Annotated in this window: 17 protein-coding genes; 10 read left to right on the top strand and 7 right to left on the bottom strand. The window is 59.2% G+C overall.

Annotated elements, in window-relative coordinates; genetic code table 11:
• The first annotated feature begins 128 nt into the window (after positions 1–128).
• On the top strand, positions 129–776 hold the full coding sequence (locus H3V53_RS13220; RefSeq protein ID WP_336598289.1) for an ion channel: 648 nt from the start codon (positions 129–131) through the stop codon (positions 774–776).
• A gap of 455 nt (positions 777–1,231) precedes the next feature.
• Here the strand turns inward: H3V53_RS13220 and arcA are convergent, their stop codons facing one another.
• Entirely contained in the window at positions 1,232–2,488 is a 1,257-nt protein-coding gene (gene arcA, locus H3V53_RS13215; RefSeq protein ID WP_419539491.1) for an arginine deiminase, read from the bottom strand.
• Between the two features lie 16 nt (positions 2,489–2,504).
• The gene (gene arcD / locus H3V53_RS13210) at positions 2,505–3,872 is read right to left on the bottom strand and encodes an arginine-ornithine antiporter (RefSeq protein WP_473766656.1); all 1,368 of its coding nucleotides are present in this window, start codon (positions 3,870–3,872) and stop codon (positions 2,505–2,507) included.
• A gap of 533 nt (positions 3,873–4,405) precedes the next feature.
• On the opposite strand from arcD, the gene H3V53_RS13205 reads away from it, so the two are divergent.
• The 3 genes from H3V53_RS13205 to H3V53_RS13195 all read left to right on the top strand — a co-directional run bounded on the left by H3V53_RS13205 (position 4,406) and on the right by H3V53_RS13195 (position 7,459).
• A complete protein-coding gene (locus tag H3V53_RS13205) occupies positions 4,406–5,827 on the top strand; it encodes a DUF2252 domain-containing protein (RefSeq protein WP_336598286.1) in 1,422 nt (473 codons plus the stop codon).
• A 92-nt stretch (positions 5,828–5,919) separates the two neighbouring features.
• Positions 5,920–6,765 (top strand): hypothetical protein, encoded by an 846-nt coding sequence (locus H3V53_RS13200; RefSeq protein ID WP_419539490.1) that lies wholly within the window; start codon positions 5,920–5,922, stop codon positions 6,763–6,765.
• A 91-nt stretch (positions 6,766–6,856) separates the two neighbouring features.
• Positions 6,857–7,459 carry a hypothetical protein gene (locus tag H3V53_RS13195; RefSeq protein WP_336598284.1) on the top strand — a complete coding sequence of 201 codons (603 nt, stop codon included), beginning with the start codon at positions 6,857–6,859 and terminating at the stop codon, positions 7,457–7,459.
• A gap of 92 nt (positions 7,460–7,551) precedes the next feature.
• On the opposite strand, the gene H3V53_RS13190 is transcribed toward H3V53_RS13195, so the two are convergent.
• The gene (locus H3V53_RS13190) at positions 7,552–8,814 is read right to left on the bottom strand and encodes a cation:proton antiporter (protein ID WP_336598283.1); all 1,263 of its coding nucleotides are present in this window, start codon (positions 8,812–8,814) and stop codon (positions 7,552–7,554) included.
• A 1,138-nt stretch (positions 8,815–9,952) separates the two neighbouring features.
• Between H3V53_RS13190 and H3V53_RS13185 the strand changes: the two genes are divergently transcribed.
• From H3V53_RS13185 to ppk2, 3 genes are all read left to right on the top strand, one after another.
• Positions 9,953–10,834, top strand: a complete 882-nt coding sequence (locus tag H3V53_RS13185; RefSeq protein WP_336598282.1) for a potassium channel family protein — start codon at positions 9,953–9,955, stop codon at positions 10,832–10,834.
• Positions 10,831–12,558, top strand: coding sequence for a SulP family inorganic anion transporter (locus H3V53_RS13180; RefSeq protein WP_336598281.1), 1,728 nt, complete (start codon positions 10,831–10,833; stop codon positions 12,556–12,558). The genes H3V53_RS13185 and H3V53_RS13180 overlap by 4 nt, the downstream gene beginning before the upstream one ends.
• Before the next feature lie 147 nt (positions 12,559–12,705).
• Complete coding sequence (gene ppk2 / locus H3V53_RS13175) at positions 12,706–13,527, top strand: polyphosphate kinase 2 (RefSeq protein ID WP_336598280.1); 822 nt, start codon at positions 12,706–12,708, stop codon at positions 13,525–13,527.
• Between the two features lie 240 nt (positions 13,528–13,767).
• Here ppk2 and H3V53_RS13170 read toward each other — a convergent pair whose 3' ends face one another.
• The 4 genes from H3V53_RS13170 to H3V53_RS13155 all read right to left on the bottom strand — a co-directional run bounded on the left by H3V53_RS13170 (position 13,768) and on the right by H3V53_RS13155 (position 17,140).
• Positions 13,768–14,811, bottom strand: coding sequence for a Vgb family protein (locus H3V53_RS13170; RefSeq protein WP_419539488.1), 1,044 nt, complete (start codon positions 14,809–14,811; stop codon positions 13,768–13,770).
• 315 nt (positions 14,812–15,126) lie between these two features.
• Positions 15,127–15,624, bottom strand: coding sequence for a TPM domain-containing protein (locus H3V53_RS13165; protein ID WP_336598277.1), 498 nt, complete (start codon positions 15,622–15,624; stop codon positions 15,127–15,129).
• A gap of 2 nt (positions 15,625–15,626) precedes the next feature.
• Complete coding sequence (locus H3V53_RS13160) at positions 15,627–16,481, bottom strand: TPM domain-containing protein (protein ID WP_419539487.1); 855 nt, start codon at positions 16,479–16,481, stop codon at positions 15,627–15,629.
• Positions 16,478–17,140, bottom strand: a complete 663-nt coding sequence (locus tag H3V53_RS13155) for a LemA family protein (RefSeq protein WP_336598276.1) — start codon at positions 17,138–17,140, stop codon at positions 16,478–16,480. The genes H3V53_RS13160 and H3V53_RS13155 overlap by 4 nt, the downstream gene beginning before the upstream one ends.
• A gap of 349 nt (positions 17,141–17,489) precedes the next feature.
• Here H3V53_RS13155 and H3V53_RS13150 point away from each other — a divergent pair, with 349 nt between their 5' ends.
• Genes H3V53_RS13150 through H3V53_RS13140 form a run of 3 tightly spaced genes read left to right on the top strand, consistent with a single transcriptional unit; the run spans position 17,490 to position 18,794 of the window.
• Positions 17,490–17,855: a hypothetical protein gene (locus H3V53_RS13150; protein WP_336598275.1), complete on the top strand. Its 366-nt coding sequence runs from the start codon at positions 17,490–17,492 to the stop codon at positions 17,853–17,855.
• A gap of 26 nt (positions 17,856–17,881) precedes the next feature.
• Positions 17,882–18,154 (top strand): DUF2933 domain-containing protein, encoded by a 273-nt coding sequence (locus H3V53_RS13145; RefSeq protein WP_336598274.1) that lies wholly within the window; start codon positions 17,882–17,884, stop codon positions 18,152–18,154.
• Positions 18,138–18,794: a methyltransferase family protein gene (locus tag H3V53_RS13140; RefSeq protein WP_336598273.1), complete on the top strand. Its 657-nt coding sequence runs from the start codon at positions 18,138–18,140 to the stop codon at positions 18,792–18,794. Before H3V53_RS13145 ends, H3V53_RS13140 begins: the two co-directional genes overlap by 17 nt.
• Positions 18,795–18,799: the final 5 nt, after the last annotated feature.

Genomic DNA, 18,799 nt, shown 5'->3' with positions numbered 1-18,799 from the left:
CATCGGCCCCGGCTCTGCCTGACCAGCCGTCCGCGGCCAGCGGAACAAAGTGACTGCTTTCGAAGGGGAAAGTGATGCCTCATGTGCGCCAATCGACAGGCTGGATCGCGCCGCTACGCAAGGCGAACATGGGAGTACTTCTGGCGCTGCTTGTCATTTCCGTGTTCGGTGTCCCATCCTTCACGGAGCCCGGTCGCCTTGTCGGCAGGATCTTGCAGGATCTGTTTCTCTCTTTGATTCTGATAACCGGCGTCGTATCGGCAAAAGAACGGCCGAGAGCCTTCGTGCTGATCGCACTGGTCGCGCTCGCCGCTATCACCCTTCGCCTGGCAGGTTGGGTAGTACCGGCTCATCTCACATTGGCAATACGTGACGCAACCACTCTGGTTGCAGTGGCGTTAATAACCGTGGTGATTGGATTGAATGTATTCGGTTCTGGCAAAGTGACATTTGACCGAATCGACGGAGCCATTGCCCTCTACATATTATTGGGTGTGCTCTGGGCGCAGGCTTACCAAATCCTTAGTAGCGTAATTCCGAATGCGTTTTATAGTGCTTCCCTTCACACGAATTCATTGGATCGCTCGATCTGGATCTATTTCAGTTTTGTCACGTTGACCACGGCGGGCTACGGCGACATTTTGCCCATCGCGCCTGAGGCGAGATCGCTCACGAATCTGGAGGCGCTAATCGGGCAACTCTATCCGGCGATCGTGCTTGCACGACTCGTATCGTTACACTTGGCGGGCGGGGATTCCGGCGCATCGAATTCGTGACCGCACAGTTCCGATGATCACCCATCTTCAGAGCGGGGCGCGCATACCGCATCACCGCGACACAGAACGGGTTTCATTCCACGCGGCCTGAGCGGAGCGACCCCGTACCATGCTCATTTGGCCCGCTGGGCATCCGAGCGCGTACGGCAATTGAATGAACGGCACAGTGTGGCTTGGCAAACGACCTGAGGGCGATTTCAGCGTCAAGGCCGGTTTCCCCTCGAGTCGATCGTTCGTCGATGAGGGATCGGGGATCGGCGGATTTGCGCGAGGCGCCCAGTGTGATCACAGGACCGGACACGAGCAACACCGGGCAAAACGGAAAAAGTCACGCAGGACACGACAATACGTGACCTTGGCGCCCTGACCTTATCCTGCGACCTCGGACGCGCAGCCCGTGCGCGTCGACGTCTTCTCGAAGATCAGGGCGCTCTTGCGCACCACTGAGGCGGTTTTCAATAGTCGACGCGGTCGCGCACGATGGGGCAGGTCATGCAATGCCCGCCGCCTCTGCCCCGGCCCAGTTCGCTCGCCGTAATCGTGATCACTTCGACGCCTGCCTTGCGCAACAATGTGTTGGTGTAGGTGTTGCGGTCGTAGCCGACCACGACGCCCGGCTCGATGCAGACAACATTGTTGCCGTCGTCCCATTGCTCGCGCTCTGCGGCGAACGTGTTGCCGCCCGTCTCGACAGTGCGCAGCTTCGGCAGTCCCAGGGCATCGGCGACGACTTCGACGAACGGTTTGTCTTCGCGGCGAATGTTGATTCGTGTCGCTTCGGAATCGCTGGGGCGAAGAGAGAACGCGACGATCTCGTTGACCACTTCGGGAAACACGGTAACGAGATCGCGATCGCAGAATGTGAACACCGTATCCAGATGCATCGCGGCGCGAGACTTCGGCAAGCCGGCCACGATGATGCGCTCGACAGCACCTCTTGCAAAGAGGCTCTGTGCGAGTTCGCCGATCGCCTGGCGCGACGTGCGCTCGCCCATTCCGATGAGCAGCACACCCTTGCCGATCGGCATCACATCGCCGCCTTCGAGCGTCGCGAGACCGTGGTCGCGGTCTGGATCGCCGTACCAGACATCGAAGTCCCCGTTCGCGAAGTCAGGATGGAATTTATAGATCGCTGCCGTGAGCACGGTTTCCTGCCGTCGCGCGGGCCAGTACATCGGATTCAGGCTGACGCCGCCATAGATCCAGCAGGTCGTGTCGCGCGTGAACAGCGTGTTGGGCAAAGGCGGCAACACAAAGCCCGAATAACCGAGGTACTGCCGGTACATCTTCAGAGCGTTCGAGTCATCGGTATCGGGAATGTCCTCCGCCACGACGCCGCCTATCAGAAACTCGGCCTGCCGCCTGGGCTCGAGGCTTTCGAGCCATGCGCGAACTTCGTTGGCAAGCCCCACACCGACGGTGTTGGGACGGATCTTTCGATCCAGAATCCATTTGAGCGCTTCCGGGCTGTGCACGGTTTCCGTCAGCAGGTTATGCATTTCCAGTACCTCGACGCCGCGCTCGCGCATCTTGGTGACGAAATCGAAATGATCGCGTTTGGCCTGGCTGAGCCAGATGACGTCGTCGAACAGCAGTTCGTCGCAATTGCTCGGAGTCAAACGCTGGTGCGCAAGACCAGGCGAGCAGACCATCACCTTGCGTAGCTTGCCCGCTTCCGAGTGAACGCCATACTTCATTGTTTCCGTGATCATCATGTGTCTCCTCGATTCAGAGCGTGAGGAAGCCCCTGTACAGGCCGAATGCGGCAACCAGCGCACCCAGCACGACCGCCGCGAAGACGGCTTTTTCCACCAGCGTGAAGACAGGTTGACCCGCTTCGCGCTTTGCCTTGGCAAAAAGCAACGCACCCGGGGCATACAGCAGTGCGGAAAGGAGCACGTACTTGAATCCGCCTGCATAAAGCAGCCATATCGCGTACACCACGGCGATGGCGGCAATCAGCAAGTCCTTGTTGCGCTGCGCCGGTTCCGTTTCGTAGGTGTCACGCCGCCATGCGACGAGCAGCGCATAGGCCGCCGACCAGAAGTAGGGCAGCAGGATCATCGACGTCGCCAGATAGATCAACGAAAGATAGGTGCCTTTCGAAAACAGCGTGATAAGCAGGAAGGCCTGCGTCATGCCATTTGTCAACCACAAGGCATTGGCCGGAACCTTCTTCGCATTCTCCTTGCGCACGAAATGCGGCATGGTGTTGTCGCGCGCCGCGGAAAAAATGATCTCCGCGCAAAGCAGCACCCACGAAAGCAACGCGCCCAGCAGCGAAATGACCAGCCCGACACTAATAAGGATCGCGCCCCAGTGGCCCACGACATGTTCGAGCACACCTGCCATCGACGGGTTTGCTAGCGCGGCCAGATCCGGCCGCGACATGATGCCGAGCGACAGCATGTTGACGAGCACGAGCACCAGCAGCACGCCGACAAAGCCCATGACGGTCGCCTTGCCGACATCGGTGCGTTTCTCGGCGCGCGCAGAAAAAATGCTTGCGCCTTCGATGCCAATAAAGACCCAGACCGTTACCAGCATCGACCCGCGAACCTGATTGGCGACACTGCCGAGCTTCGGCGTACCGAGTCCGAAAAAGTCATTCGTGAAGATATGTGCGTTGAAGGCAAAGATGCACAAGACGATGAACAGGACGATCGGCACGACCTTCGCAATGGTTGTGACCATGTTGACGAACGCCGCTTCCCTGATGCCCTGCAATACGAGGAAATGAACGCCCCATAGCAACACCGACGCACAGGCGATTGCAATCGGCGTATTGCCCTCGCCGAAGACGGGAAAGAAGTACCCGAACGTGCCGAACAACAGGACGAAGTACCCCACATTGCCGAGCCATGCGCTGATCCAGTAGCCCCATGCCGACGAGAAGCCCATGTAGTCTCCGAAGCCTTGCTTCGCATAGATATAGACGCCGCCGTCAAGTTCGGGCTTGCGATTCGCAAGAGTCTGGAAGACGAACGCCAGGGTCAGCATGCCGACAGCGGTGATCGCCCAGCCAATCAGCACCGCACCTGCGCTGGCGCTCACCGCCATGTTTTGCGGCAATGAGAAGATGCCGCCGCCGATCATCGATCCCACCACGAGCGCGGTGAGCGCGCCGAGATGGAGTTTCGGGGCGGCGGCGGACGTCGTCGACGGTCCTGTACTCGCCCCGGATGTGGGTTGCGTTACGGAATCAGACATGTAACTTCTCCTTTACCTGTTTCGAGTCCGCAGCGGTGCGCAGGGTCTTTTATGATTTGCCCGCCTGGAGTCAGGCACTGCGCGAACCGGCAGTGCGCCAGCATCGTCCCGATCGCGTCGTCACAGATGCGGTCCATCGGACGGACTCTTGGTGTGTACTCAGGATACGAACGGTCAACGCATGCCGATTGACCTGAATCAATGGATACTCGGGTATCCATAACATTCATGTACGCTCGCACAACTTGCATCACGCGATTGGCGACAGGTCTTCAATGCTGACGTTTCCGCGTTGGGAATGCGCGCTTATCGTCTGCGGTCACGTTCTCGAACTCTTGACCTGAATCAACCTCGCGGTTAGTCGCATGCGTATGGTGATTTTCACGGATAGAGATTCCGTGGAATTCGCAGGGGGCGTGATGGACAAAGCCGTTTCGCGCAAGGCCGCACATGACGCGGACGCAGCATCTGCCGGATATCGCACGTCGGACGAAAGGGCGGCACAAGGGCGATTGATACGCGACCATGTTTCCCGGTCGTCGCAGGCCGGGTGGAGGTTACCCGCGCAGCGCCGCGATCCTGTCGAGCTTCTCCAGTTGTCCAACGAAGGGCGCATTCCGAGCCTTGTTCCGATCCGCTTCGGGCGTATGTCCGCATCGCCGTTCGCGTTTTATCGCGGCGCGGCCATCATCATGGCCGCCGACCTGGCAACGACACCGACTAGCGGCTTGCGCGTGCAGGCATGCGGCGACGCGCATCTGATGAACTTCGGGGGTTTCGCCACACCCGAGCGCAACGTGATCTTCGACGTGAACGATCTTGACGAAACGCTGCCGGCGCCATTCGAGTGGGACCTGAAACGTCTCACAACGAGCGCCGTAATCGCGGCGCAGCATCTGGAACTGCCATATAGCGACACGACGCGCGTTGCCACCGAACTCGTTCGCGAGTACCGCGAACGCATGCACGACTACTCCTCGATGCGGGCGCTCGATGTCTGGTACGACAAGATTGATCTGCAGAGGTACAGGGACCGGTCGGCAGATCCGGAGGTGGTCGAAGCAGCTCGCAAACGGATAATGGAAAGGATAGAAATAGAGCGCCGCAAGACGGTGCCGGACCATTTTTATCCGAAACTGGTTTCGGAAGAGGGCGCGCAGCCGCGGATCAAGGACGAGCCGCCGCTCCTGTTTCATCCCTCGGAGGAGATTGCCCCGGGGCTTCAGTCCGGGTACGCCGACGCGATTGCCTCGTATCGCGAGAGCCTCGACGGACATGTACGCGTTCTGTTTGACCGGTTTCACTTTGTCGATCTCGCACTCAAGGTGGTTGGTGTTGGAAGCGTCGGCACTCTGTGCGGCATTGGTCTGTTCATGGCGGCGGACAACGATCCATTGCTCCTGCAGCTCAAGGAGGCGCGTGCGTCGGTACTCGAACCCTACGCGGGCAAGAGCCTGCATGCGAATCATGGAGAGCGCGTGATCGCCGGCCAGCGCATCATGCAGGCCGCGAGCGACCTGTTTCTCGGCTGGAGCCGGGGACAAAACGGACGCCACTTCTATATTCGCCAGCTGCGCGACATGAAGCTGTCGGTGGTGCTCGAAGGGCTCGATGCGGGCCTGCTCAAGCAGTACGCGCGCATGTGCGCGCATGCGCTGGCGCGGGCTCACGCACGATCCGGAGATGCCGCGATGATCGCGGGCTATATGGGTTCTGGCCAGACGTTCGATGACGCAATCACAGAGTTTGCGACTGAGTACAGTTCGCAAAACCGGCGAGATTACCGGACGTTTATTCAGGCCATTCGCGAAGGCAGGATCGACGCGCAGACGGGGGAATAGGCAATGTCGGCAGCGGCCGACGCTGCAGATTTCGAACCAAGGCTTTAGCGGAGAAAGTTGTGATCCGAGCAGGCTTCGCGACAGCGATGAAAATGGGGTTCTTGCTGGCGGCCTGGTGCGCAGTCCTCTGGACGTCGACGGGAAAAGCGGCGTTCAGGGAAAGCGCTCATGCCGGGCAGCCCGAACCGCCCGCCGCACTGGCAAGCCCTGCGACGCCTGAAGCGTCCAATCTAGGCAGGACGCTGAGTCAGAACGGAATCGCCCCGGGCTCGGCCAAAGCGCACATGCTGACAGCGTGGTTCGAGATGGTGCTGCATGACCCGAGCATCGCGATGCGCATTGGTGGTGGCCCTGCTTCACTGGAACGGATTTTCGTGGACGAGGGCAAGCGCGAAGCGCTGATGTCGAGCGGGCTCGCACGCCTGGCTCCGCAGGAGCGGCTGCTGTATTTGCAATTGTTCACCCGTCTGCTCGATGAGTTCGTTCCCGTCAACTGCTTTGGTCTTGTCGACATGAGCGCGGTGATGAGTCACATCACGATATCGCAGATGTCCGATGCGGATGCCGCGCTCTATCTGCAGCTTCTTTATAAGGTGCTGGTCAGCAGTACGTCCGACGCTCCTGTCCGGTTGCCGACACAGCAGGAATACGCCGGCGCGTTGGAGGCGCTGTCGCGCGCAATCGTGATCGAACTGGATGGCGACACGGCGAGTCTCGACCGCTATGGGACGTACACACGACAGCCATCCACTGCGACGCCGTCCGACGTGTGCTGGATGACGAGAGTCACGCTCCACGCGATTGCGAAGATGCCCGAGAGCGAGCGCGACGTCATATTGTTGACGGTCGTTACCGCATCGCCGCTTCGAGCGTTAACGGACCCTGCGCAAGCGCCGCGTGATTCTCCTGATAAACAGAAGGAGGAGGGCATCCCTTAGCGCGAAGTCAAGATCGCCGCCGCCAACCCGGCGTGCCCTATTGTCGGGTTGCGGCTGTCGGCGCCATGTAGTCTCGATCGGAGAGTTGCTTATGAATGTCCAATGGCGATGCACAAGCCTGGTCTGCATGATTGCACTGGTGGCGGGCACAGGCGCGGCAATCGATGCAGCGGGCCAAGGCTATGCTAACGATGTCGAACAGTCGAAGCAGTTCTCCGGCACCAGCGTAACCAGAGCGAAGGCTATCGTTTTCGGGATCGATGTGAAGCGCAACAGCATCACGCTTCTTCAGGAGAGCGGGGAACCGATCGATGTCCTGGTAGACCCGTCCGTTGGCGATGTGAGTACCCTGAAGACAGGTGATACGGTTGCTATCACCTACAGCCGGGCACTTCTGATTCGGGCAGGAAAGGCGCCGGCTGACGGTATTCGCGAGCGCATCGATAGTGGATTCAGCACTGCACAGTCGTTGGAGTCGTCGTTGTCGATGCACAGGGTTCAAGCAGTGGCGACAGTCGAGAAGATCGATCGCGCGAATCGTTTGCTGACGTTGCGCGATTCGACCCGAACGTTGACGCTCGAGGCTTCATCCGAAGGTCTTCTGAATGTGCTTAAGGTGGGCGACAGCGTGCGCGTCGATTTTGTCGAGGCGACGGCCATTCGAATTTCTCGCGATGCAGCGCCGCTTCATTAGCGGATCGGATCGTCGAGAATCGGTTTAATCCCGATTGGACGGCAGCCATTCGACAGTGGCTGACGCTCGCCTGTTCATCCACACATGTTGCGTCAGGGCCCGTCGGCCGTCGCGTGATGAGCGTCGAGTACTTCGCGCGGATGCTCGGGCGCATCATCGCCTAGCTTCGCAACCGTCTTTTCGTACCGGCCGATTGCGGGAAGCGCCGTCAATCCGTGAGCAAATATGCTAAGAAGAACCGTCGCCATGACACCGAGCCTGATGATCGGCTCTCCCGGCAGGTCGGCTTCTCCTTCGAGATAGACGAGTCCAAGAACGATCGATGCCAGTCCTCGCGGACCGAACCACCCCATAAACAACGTCGTGGGCCGACTAAGGTGCGTGCCTCTGAGCGCAATCGCAACCGGGACCATGCGAATCAACGTCAGGCTGAGCACGGCGTACGCCAGAATCGCAAAGCTGAACTGCGCCCAGACGCGGGTGACGAGAAGCCCGAACAGAAAGAAGACAAAGTAGTTGAAGAGTTGGCCCCATTCCTCTGCAAACTCGACGCTATGTTCGCCAACCTCGCGAAAGCATGCCTGAGTCGCCAGACCGGCCACGAATGCCGCAATGAACATGCTTGCGCCCGTCGCCTCCGAGGCCACGACGCAAGCAAGCGGCAGCGCCACTACGCCAAGCTGTGTGGCGGGTTCGGCCATCCATGCCTTGCGGTGAGCGAGACTGAGCAGCCACCCGCCCAGCAATCCAACGGCGAGTCCTACGAGTGTTCCATAACCGAGTTGCTCGAGCAGAAAGCGGCTCAACACTGAACCGCCGCGGCTGGTCTCGCGCGCCTCCGCCAATGCGATAAAGAACATCAGGAATGGAACCGCGAGTCCGTCGTTCAAGCCGGCTTCGACATTCAATGCCTGACGGATCGGGTGGGGGACGCGCGGGCTGTTCACAATGGCCTGTCCGAGCCCTGCGTCAGTCGGTGCCAATATTGCAGCGAGGATACCCGCTTCCCACCAGGTGAGCGTCCTGAAAACAACCATCGCGACAAGTACGCCGAGTCCGATTGTCAGCAGCATTCCCGTGGTTAGCAGGCGCACCGGCAAACTGGTTTCACCTTTGAGCACACGCGGTGGGACGCGTGATGCATCGGTGAAAAGCGTCATCACGAGACCAAGTTCGGCAACCAGCAGCAGATCTTGCCTGTCCATGGCAAGCTCGTTCAACGCTCCTTGCGAAGTGGCCAGAAGCATACCGAGCGCGGTAAATAACATGGGCGCTGTGAGAATGGTTCGTTCCAGCCGCCGGGATACCAGGCTGTAGAGAAAGGTCATCGAAATGAAGGCGGCGATGAGGATCATCGGTCATCTCCTGCGCGGCAGAATCTTCGTGTCATGGCATCAGACAAAAGCAATGGCTTCAGCTGAGTACTGCGTCGAGAAGAACGGCCCACTCACTTTCTGTGAACCGCTAGTCGTGAAAATCGAGGAGTCGCGAGTGGGACACGCACTCATGTAGGCATCACATCGCGGATCGAAGTCGTCACGATTGATCCATGTCAATCGGGAGCGCGCCGACGGACGATAAACGATCGCGATTGGTTCGTGAGCGGGGTGTAACGCCGCCCGTGACGCTCACCGTCTATCAAACGTCGGGTCAATCGACAACATCGCTCCGTAGGGTCGGCAGCTAAGCTGACATACGTCAATTCGGCGGTCATTCGTGGAGGTAGGGTAGCAATACAGTGCGATTGAGCGGGGCTGCGCTCTGTCGGTTCGGCACAGGAGCAGCGGCCAATTGATATCTATCTGACGAGGTGAATTCCGTGGCTTTTCTTTTACCAGCCTTGATTTTCCTGGTGTCGACAGGATTCCTTGTCGGTGGCGCGGTACAGCCTGACGCGCCGACTGCCGTTGGTCCCATCCCCGCCTCAACGCCAGGTGAGGGTGGTCCCGCGGCGCCGTCCGCGCCTCCCGGGCCATCCGGTTTGAATAGTCCGGCCCGTCAGCAAGTTCTCGCTTCGCGAGCACGGATATGAGATTGCGGGACAACCAGTGCGGATGGGTAAGGCAGAAACCGGGATATTAACCGGCTTGATATTCCCTCAACTAATAGCGCGCCGTTAGTGACGGACGGCGAAGGATCTGTCAGCACGCTGCTCTTCGGACGTGCATAGCATGAATACATGCATGTCGAGGTAATGCCATATGCAATTAATTAACCAAGGATTGCTACGTAATATGTGTGCATGGAAGACGCAGCCGCTGATTCCGGAGGTTCATCGCTTGACTCAGGTCAATCTGACCATCGCCGTGCGCATTAGTCTGTCATACAAGGTCTTCGGCATGGCAATCCGAATTTGCCCGTTGGGGGCTGGGGCGTAGGTTCGATTTTGCATGGATTCGACTTGCGCAAATTCAAATACTGATGAGCGAGGTGTGACGATGCGAAAGATGCCCGTGACGGGAGCGGCTGCGGGTGCTGCCACAGCGGTATTCGTTGCTTGATCTGCAGGAAGTAATACGCCGACAAAGAGCGAGTAGTCAGGATTTCTCGGCGACTACTTCAATCTGCCCCGCTATGTGGATTTATCGTATCGATGAGCCGCGCCTCGGCGCGGTTCGAGTGCGTGAATGGAGACGCCGCGCGCGCCACGCCATCGGACTGCTTGTCTTGTTGCTCGTGCTGGCTACAACCGGGCTGATGGTGCTGGATCAGTCGAAAGCACCGTTTGGCAGCCGCCTTTTCACAGCCGTGTGGGATGCGGTCAACCTGACAACCACGCTCGGCGATTTTTCCGACTTCGACGTGCGCCAGAAGCAGTTCATGCTCGCGGCGATGTTCGTGACGATGCTGGTCGCCGCGTTCGCTATATCGAGGCTGACGGGGATCCTGTCTGGCGATGACGTTGTCGCGTACAGGGAGAACAGAACTATGGAGCGCAAATTCGAAACGCTGAGCAATCATGTGGTTGTCGTGGGATACCGGTCGCTCGGCCAGTCCATTGCCGAAAAATTGCGGCGAGCGGGCGAAACCGTGTTGGTGCTCGTCGCCGACAAGGACATGGCCGACCGGGCGGCGGAAAGCGGTCACCTCGTCATTCTCAGCGCACCCGAGGTATTCGACGACGCACTTCGGCACGCACAACTTCAGAACGCGAAAGCGCTCGTCGTGACCACACCCAATGGCGACGCAAATCTGGCTGTCACGCTGCTGGCACATGCGCTGAATCGTTCGCTGCCGATTATCGCGCCAGGCGAGAACAGCCTGAGAAAGACGCTGCTGGAGAATGCCGGAGCGACGGGCGTCGTGATCGGCGATGAGCTTCTCGCCGATGCAATGATGGAGAGGCTTGCGGTTCGCACCGAGGCTACATCATGAAGACGTTGACGCCAACGGAATCGCCCGCCCACCGGATCCATCTATTGCAGGGCGTCTTTCCCGTCTCTCGCGCGCAGTTGCCGCACGACATCGTCGCAGGCATTACGCTCGCTGCGTTGGGCATCCCGGAGGTAATGGGATATACCAAGATCGCGGGCACGCCCGCCGTCACGGGGCTATACACAATCCTGCTGCCGCTGGTGGCATTCGCCTTGTTCGGGGCGTCGAGGCACCTCGTAGCGGCCGCGGATTCGGCGACGGCTGCGATCCTCGCTAGCACGTTGGTTACCGTCGCCGCACTAGGCAGCAAGGAATATGTCGGTCTCACGAGCACCGTCGCGCTGACTGTGGCGGTGATGCTCGTCGCAGCGCGATTTTTCCGGCTCGGTTTCCTGGCCGATTTTCTGTCGCGAAGTGCATTGATCGGATTTCTGTCAGGAGTCGGCATTCAGGTGGCGTGCGGCGAGCTTGCAGGATTGATCGGACTTGCGAAGGAGGGGCATGGACCTATCCTGCAAGTTGTTTCGGTGTTGGAGCGGATCGGGAGCGCCAACTACGCGACGGCCGGGCTGTCAGTCGCAGTGCTTGTCGTGATCGTGGGCTGCAAGCGCGTCTCGCCACGTGCGCCGGGCGCGCTGATTGCCGTGGTTGGCGCGATAGCGGCAAGCTCGCTTTTCAGCTTCGGCGAGAGAGGGCTCAGCGTGATCGGCGAAGTACCCAGTGGTCTGCCGTCGCTTTCGTTTCCGCCCGTGCATTGGGCAGAAATTAACCAGGTGCTCGCTACAGCGGCGTCGTGCTTCATTGTGATCATTGCGCAGAGCGCCGCGACTGCGCGGGCGTATGCCAACCGGTATAACGAGCATAGCGACGACAACCGGGACATCGTCGGGCTCGCGGTAGCCAACGCGGCGGCCGCCTTCACTGGGACCTTCGTCGTCAACGGTAGCCCAACCAAGACTGAGATGGTGGACGATGCCGGTGGCCGAACGCAGGTTGCCCATCTGACCACCGCACTGATCGTGTTATTCGTTTTGCTGTTCTTGACGAAGCCATTGGCCTACCTGCCAACGGCAGTGTTGTCGGCGATCGTTTTCATGATCGGATTAAAGCTCATTGACGTGAAGGGCATGGGCGAACTGTTCTGGGTGCAGCGCGATGAATTTGTCGTCGCGTTGATCACGGTCTGCATCGTGGTATTCGTCGATGTCATGCACGGCATCATTGCCGCTGTGCTTCTGTCGGTCATCGACAACGTTCGCCACAGCTACCGGCTGCGTACGCGTGTGCTGACACGCGATGAGGCCGGGCACTGGATTGCCCACGCCGTAGCGCCGAATATCTTCGCCGCGCCTGGCATCATCGTCTATCGTTTCGAGGCCGATCTGTTCTATGCGAATGCCGGCCGCTTCATGGACGAGATTCTGAAGCTCGCGGAAGATTCTCGACCTGCCCCGCGCTGGTTTGTCGTTGATGCGTCGCAGATCAGTAACGTCGACTATACGTCTGGCAAAACGCTGCTCCAGTTGACGGATGAATTGGCGCGGCGAGGTATCGGTATCGCTTCAGTCGCTGTTCCCGAAGGCGTGGGCAATGAACTGGAACGATATCGTGCACTTGGAAATGAGCATGAACGCCGTCCAATCTATCCGACAGTCGAGGCGGCAATAGAGGCACTGCGCGACGCCAGTGCAGACGCGGCTGCACCTGCTGTTTCGAACGACTAGACCGGCCGCTGCGTTGCAAGACGGAGAGCCTGTAGGCGGCGGACCGTTCAGGCAGACTGAGCGTTGCTCAATTCGCTGGCGACGGATGGCCCGGAGCCGGCGTCGCGCTGGTAGCGCTTGATCTCGACGTTCTCAAGGAGGATGAACATGGCGGACATTGCGCAGAAGGCAGAGAAAGGTGGAAGCAAACTCCGCAACAAGGCATATTTGAAAGAGCTGCGGCGTCTGCATGTGGAGCTGGTAAAGATGCAGCAATGGGTGGTCAGCAGCGGGGCCAAAGTTTGCGTCGTGTTCGAAGGGCGCGACGGGGCTGGCAAAGGCGGCGCAATCAAAGCGATTACTGAACGTGTCAGTCACAGGATCTTCCGGGTGATTGCACTGCCGGCACCGACCGAGCGCGAGAAAAGCCAGATGTATGTGCAACGGTATCTTCCGCATATGCCTGCGGCAGGCGAGGTCGTGATCTTCGACCGCAGTTGGTACAACCGCTCCGGGGTAGAGCGTGTGATGGGATTTTGCACGGAAGAGCAGGCGCAAGCGTTCCTCACCGCGGTTCCTCTCGTCGAGCATGCCGTCATCCAGTCGGGCATCATTCTTATCAAGTATTGGCTGGAGGTAAGCCAGGAGGAACAAACGCGGCGACTTGAAGACCGCATCCATGATGCGCGCAAAATCTGGAAGCTGTCGCCGATGGACCTTGAGTCCTATCATCGTTGGTACGATTATTCCCGCGCCCGAGACGACATGTTTGAGAAGACCGACACGGATTTCGCGCCGTGGTATGTCGTGCGTTCGGATGACAAGAGGCGCGCCAGGCTCAACGTCATCAGTCACCTTCTTAGCAAGGTGCCATACGAGAGCGTGCCGCGGACGAAGGTGCAATTGCCCCCTCGGCAGAAGGCGGATGGCTATCGCGAACCGGATTATCCGTACAGGTTCGTGCCGGAGGTGCTTGACCGATCAATGTAGTGATATCGACCTTTGTCCAATGCGTGGCGGCCTGGTAGATGATGCACACGCAACGCCCGGTCGACCAGATAGAGGCGATGAGTGGCGAGTCCGTGGCGGCCGGCAATGTGCGGGGCATTGCGTCGTTCCGCGCATGTTGATACCTCCGTGGGGCGTCGCTCATCATGCGCTGCCGAGCCTCGCCGACCCGAATGCGAAGCAGGGACCGCGGGGCTGTACTGCGGACGTGGCGCTGGGGCGTCACTTGTTTCCGACAACCGCCGCGCCGGATCGGTAGCGCAGCAAGTGATCCGTGCGAGACTCGGATAGCCAGACTTCTCCCGGTCGGCCCATCATCTGGCGTACGTTCGCGTGTGGGCGGGCCAGCGCGAACATCTCGAATCGTTCCGTTTGTGGATCGAAGCGCACCAGCGCGTTAGCGCTCCATTCGCTGAGCCAGACGATGTCTTTATCGTCGACGAATATCGCATATACATGAGGATGGGAGCCCGGCAGTTTCCATTCGCGCCACCGATGCAACGCCGGGTCGAACATCCCAACCTGTCCTGCGTTCCATTCGCTGATCCAGACGCGTCCTTTCGAATCGGACCATACCCGGCGTGCGCCCTGTTCCGGTGTCGGCGGCTCGATGACATGGGCCGCGCCACTGACGGGATCGATTCGCCCGAGGTAGTTGCCAGCCAGTGAAGCAAAGTACAAGCTGCCGTCGGGCGTGACGCAGATTCCGTAGGCACCCGGCCCCCTCGGCGCATTGAACACGCGCATGCTGCCGCTTCCGGGGTCGAGCTCGCCGTAGATTCCGCCTTGTCCGGTAAACCACAGGTGTCCGCGTTTATCGAAAACGGCCGTATTCAGGTTGGCGTTCGGTCGGTCTTTGGGCAACGGGAAGCGTGTGACAGCGAGTGTTTTCGAATCGACGCGGACGATCGCATTCAGCCCGCTATCCGTAATCCATGCCGCGCCATCAGGACCGACGATCACGCCATGCGGTGCCGATCCGTTGCCGAGTTGAACCCGCTCCGTCTTGCCGCTGCGCGGGTCCAACCTTCCCGCTGCGCCTTGCGCCTGGGCGGTGTACCAGACGGTGCCGCCGGGATCTGGCGCGACATCGTGCGGTGCGCTACCGGAGGGGACGGCAAACGAGTCGAACGAAGGGGACTGGGCTTGTACTGAACCTGCTGTTAACGTCGCGCCAACAAGAACCGACGCAAAACATCGACCAACCGGGAGGCGAAATTTCCTTTTACCGTCGCTAAAAGCCGTTGCATTTGCGATGCGAATCACGTCCGCCTCCATAACCAGAATTGGCCTGCACACGGGTATCACCATATTGTGGCACTAACCGGAAGAAATCCGGGATCAGGCGCAGCTAAGGTGTGTGGCAGAGATGGGGGACCGGCCAGGCTCGTTCGATTTGTCAACGATACGCAGGAGGCCATCCACGCTATGCACGAGATCAGTGGCGTAGTATCGCGAGTTCGTTGACGAGGTCCGCGGTGACATGGACGAGCACGTCCCGCTCGCAGGCCAGGGCCCCGGTCTGCAAGGACTCGAGAATGTCTGCGATAGCAGATGCACCTCCGAACGGATACGACAGGCCTACATCAACACGGGTTTAGCAGGTAGGTCCTCGTGGGGCGACGAAAGCGCGGGGAAATGCAACTTGAGCAGCGCCGTGACTTGCTCGATTCCATGTACGGCACCAGATTCATAACTACCAGATCGGAACTCCGATTCCATCATGCTACAGATGGTTTCCCATTCTTGAGTTGCAACACGTGAATTGATGCCTCGGTCGGCGACTATTTCAACATCGCGGTCGGCCAAGAGCAGATAGATGAGAATCCCGTTGTTGCACTCCGTGTCCCATACTCGAAGCTGGGAGAACACGTCAATTGCCCGTTCGCGCGCCGTTAGCCCATCGAAGAGCGGCGTGCTGTGCAGTGCTCCTTCTACGACGAACAGGACCTGACCAATGTGCGCCCGGTGACTCTCACGAATGGCCTGCTCGATGGCCCGTAGCGTGCGCGGTGGAAAAGCGGCATTGACCGACCAGCGGGTCATCGACAGATGTCGAACGATACGTTTGAAGTCCACGGTCACCATCTCCCCGAAGCGCCGCCACCACCAAATCCACCACCGCCGCCTCTGAAGATGTCGCGGTTCGAACGGCCGACAGTTCCTCCTGTCGCGCCTCCGATGTAACGGCCTCCGGCGAATGCTCCCATTCCACCGCCTACAAGCGTGAATACGAGCGCCACCGCGCCGGCAACGACGGCCAGCACGATAGCGCCGGAAAGAAACCATGCCAGCACGCCGATGATGCCGCCCGTTACGAGGGCACCCGGGAGCCGGCCGAGGATGGCGCGAAGCACACCACCAGCGACAACAGCCATCACGAACAATACAGGCAGGAGCCCGCCCATACCATTCGATTCCCCGCGTCGCTGCGCGGCAGGTAACGGCTCGCCTTCTGCTACGCGGATCATGCTGTCGACGCCCGCCGCTATGCCGCCATAGAAGTCCCCCTGTTTGAATCTGGGAACAATGACTTCACGAATAATCCGGTTGCTGGTCGCATCGTTCAGTGCGCCCTCAAGGCCATATCCCACTTCGATGCGAAGCGTCCGGTCATTCTTCGCGACAATCAGCATTGCTCCGTCGTCCACCTTGGTACGCCCCAGCTTCCATTGCTCGACCACCCGCATCGAATACTGCTCGATTGTCTCGGGTTGCGTGCTGGGCACGATGAGCACCGAAATCTGGCTTCCCTTGCGGGTTTCGAAGTCCCTCAGGGTTTGCTCGATCGCCGAACGCTGCTCGCCCGTCAGGGTGCCCGTTTCGTCGATAACCCGTGCAGTGAGCGGCGGTACGGGCACTTCCGCAGTCGCGCCTGGTCTTGCAAACGCCAGCGACGCGATAACGAATATGAGTACCGTGAGAAAGCCTTTCAATTGTCGGCTCCGCCAGCGGATGCGGGCGCCGCGCCGAAATCAACGCGCGGCGGCTTGGCGATTTCTGCTTCGTTCGCAACCGAGAAGTTCGGCTTTTCCTGGTATCCGAAGGCCTTCGCGGTCAGGTTGTTTGGAAACGACCGCACAGTCGAGTTGTACTGCTGGACCGACTTGATGTACCGATTGCGCGCCACGGCGATGCGATTCTCAGTTCCTTCGAGCTGCGCCTGCAGGTCGCGGAAATTCGCGTCCGATTTCAGTTGCGGGTAGTTCTCCGACACCACCAGCAGGCGGGACAAAGATGAGCTGAGCTGACCCTGTGCCGAGTCGAATTGCGCGAACGCCTGCGGGTCGGACAGCATCTCGGGAGTCGCCCGAATGGAGCCGACCTGTGCGCGGGCTTCAGTGACGCGCGTCAGGACATCCTTTTCCTGATTTGCATACCCTTTAACCGTGTTGACCAGATTGGGTACCAGGTCAGCGCGTCGCTGATACTGATTGAGGACCTCCGACCAGCTCGCCTTGACCTGTTCGTCCTCAGTCTGGATGGAGTTGTAGCCACATCCGGCAAGAGCTGTAACTGACGTCAAAGCCAGGACCGTGAAAGTCGTCTGAACGAAGCGTCGAATGCTATCGGAGTGTTTAAGGCTGCCTGGCATACGGAGACTCCTGCGATTCGACAGGTTCACGTGCACACCGTCGCGTCCCCGGCGCACGTCTCTGTCATTCCATCCTACGGCGGCGTCGACTCCGTGGCTTGACATACGTCAATTGCCGCAGGCAAGCGTCACCTTGCGGTGGCTCATGCCGGGGACTGCTGACAGAGCATCTCAGCTGGAGCGTTTAATTGAGCTAAATCAACGAGGGCGACGGACCCGGCGATACATTGAAAGCAGCAGGTGCAAAAAGCAGTCGCCTGCAACCGTCTTCACGGAGGCACGAATGACCTTTTCCGAAGGGTCAGCACTGGTTGCGGCGTCGTTTCTCACACTGCACGCGGGAACTGCGATGGGCGCTCAACCGGCATCTGATGCCGCTGCCCACAAAGCGCATCATCCGGCGGCGGCCAGTGGTCCGTCCGCAAAGAGCAAAAAATGCCCGGGCGTTGACCAGCAGAGGAAGCAGATGCAGGCGATGCACGAGAAGATGATGGCCGCGACTACGCTCCAGGAGCGCGCCGCGCTGATGGATGAGCAGATGAAATCCATGCAGAACGACATGCAGATGATGGACCTGATGAAGCAGGATTCAAGCGGCATGCCGATGTCAGGCCAGAAGTACGCGTTGATGGAAATGCGACTGGATATGATGCCGATGATGATGCAGGCAATGATGGACCGCCAGTCCGCGCAAAATCCGCGCACGGGCAAGTAGGTTCAAACTTGTAACCGGAGTGGACCATGGACGAAACCACGCACGCCTCACGCCCCTTCTGGAGGTCGCGGTCGGCGATTGCGCTGCTGGTGTTCGCGGCTATCGCGTTGTTCCTGCTCTTTTCCGAGCACAGGGCGCATTTCCTTGGCGTGCTGCCCTATCTTTTGCTGCTGTCGTGCCCGCTGATGCATCTTTTTATGCATCACGGACATGGGCATGGCCATGGGCATGGCCATCGCGGCTCAGCTAACGAAGAACGCGCATCGGAACAGGGAGACGGCCGTGAGCAGCATCGGTAAGGGCTACGGACTCTGGAGTCTGGTCGTCATCAACTCGCTGGTCTTCATCATCTTCGCTTTCAGCTTCTTCAAGCCGGCAACCGGACGCGACTGGCGCACGTTCGGCGGATTTTCTGCGTTTGTCGTCGCGCTCTTCGCGGAGATGTACGGGTTTCCGCTCACCATCTATCTCTTATCGGGGTGGTTACAGACACGTTTTCCGCAAACCAATCTGTTCTCACACGACTCGGGACACATCTGGTGGATGATGACGGGCCGACACGGCGACCCGCATTTCGCACTTCCGCACATTCTGAGCATCGTCTTTATTTTCGGCGGATTCTATCTGCTGTCGACCGCGTGGCACGTTCTGTACGAGGCACAGCGCGTGGGACAACTCGCTACAACGGGTGCATACGCAAAAATCCGCCATCCGCAATATGTTGCATTTGTCGTCATCATGTTTGGCTTTCTGCTGCAATGGCCCACCCTTGTCACGCTGCTGATGTTTCCGATACTCGTGTTCATGTACGTCAGGCTCGCAATGCAGGAAGAACGCGACTCGGAAGCGCGCTTCGGAGACGCCTGGCGAGAGTACGCATCACACACGCCGCGCTTTATTCCCCGACTGGACGGGGGCAATACCGTCCAGCTTCATTAGGCTGA

The sequence above is a fragment of the Paraburkholderia bengalensis genome, from assembly GCF_037126505.1.
Taxonomy (GTDB): domain Bacteria; phylum Pseudomonadota; class Gammaproteobacteria; order Burkholderiales; family Burkholderiaceae; genus Paraburkholderia; species Paraburkholderia bengalensis.
Note: the sequence above shows the minus strand (reverse complement) of the source record. Positions and strands in the feature narration are given on the sequence as shown.

Coding starts and splice junctions, on each gene's coding strand:
- H3V53_RS13220 (WP_336598289.1), top strand. CDS start 129: ATGGGAGTACTTCTGGCGCTGCTTGTCATTTCCGTGTTCGGTGTCCCA.
- arcA (WP_419539491.1), bottom strand. CDS start 2,488: ATGATCACGGAAACAATGAAGTATGGCGTTCACTCGGAAGCGGGCAAG.
- arcD (WP_473766656.1), bottom strand. CDS start 3,872: ATGATCGGCGGCGGCATCTTCTCATTGCCGCAAAACATGGCGGTGAGC.
- H3V53_RS13205 (WP_336598286.1), top strand. CDS start 4,406: ATGGACAAAGCCGTTTCGCGCAAGGCCGCACATGACGCGGACGCAGCA.
- H3V53_RS13200 (WP_419539490.1), top strand. CDS start 5,920: ATGGGGTTCTTGCTGGCGGCCTGGTGCGCAGTCCTCTGGACGTCGACG.
- H3V53_RS13195 (WP_336598284.1), top strand. CDS start 6,857: ATGAATGTCCAATGGCGATGCACAAGCCTGGTCTGCATGATTGCACTG.
- H3V53_RS13190 (WP_336598283.1), bottom strand. CDS start 8,814: ATGATCCTCATCGCCGCCTTCATTTCGATGACCTTTCTCTACAGCCTG.
- H3V53_RS13180 (WP_336598281.1), top strand. CDS start 10,831: ATGAAGACGTTGACGCCAACGGAATCGCCCGCCCACCGGATCCATCTA.
- ppk2 (WP_336598280.1), top strand. CDS start 12,706: ATGGCGGACATTGCGCAGAAGGCAGAGAAAGGTGGAAGCAAACTCCGC.
- H3V53_RS13155 (WP_336598276.1), bottom strand. CDS start 17,140: ATGCCAGGCAGCCTTAAACACTCCGATAGCATTCGACGCTTCGTTCAG.
- H3V53_RS13150 (WP_336598275.1), top strand. CDS start 17,490: ATGGGCGCTCAACCGGCATCTGATGCCGCTGCCCACAAAGCGCATCAT.
- H3V53_RS13145 (WP_336598274.1), top strand. CDS start 17,882: ATGGACGAAACCACGCACGCCTCACGCCCCTTCTGGAGGTCGCGGTCG.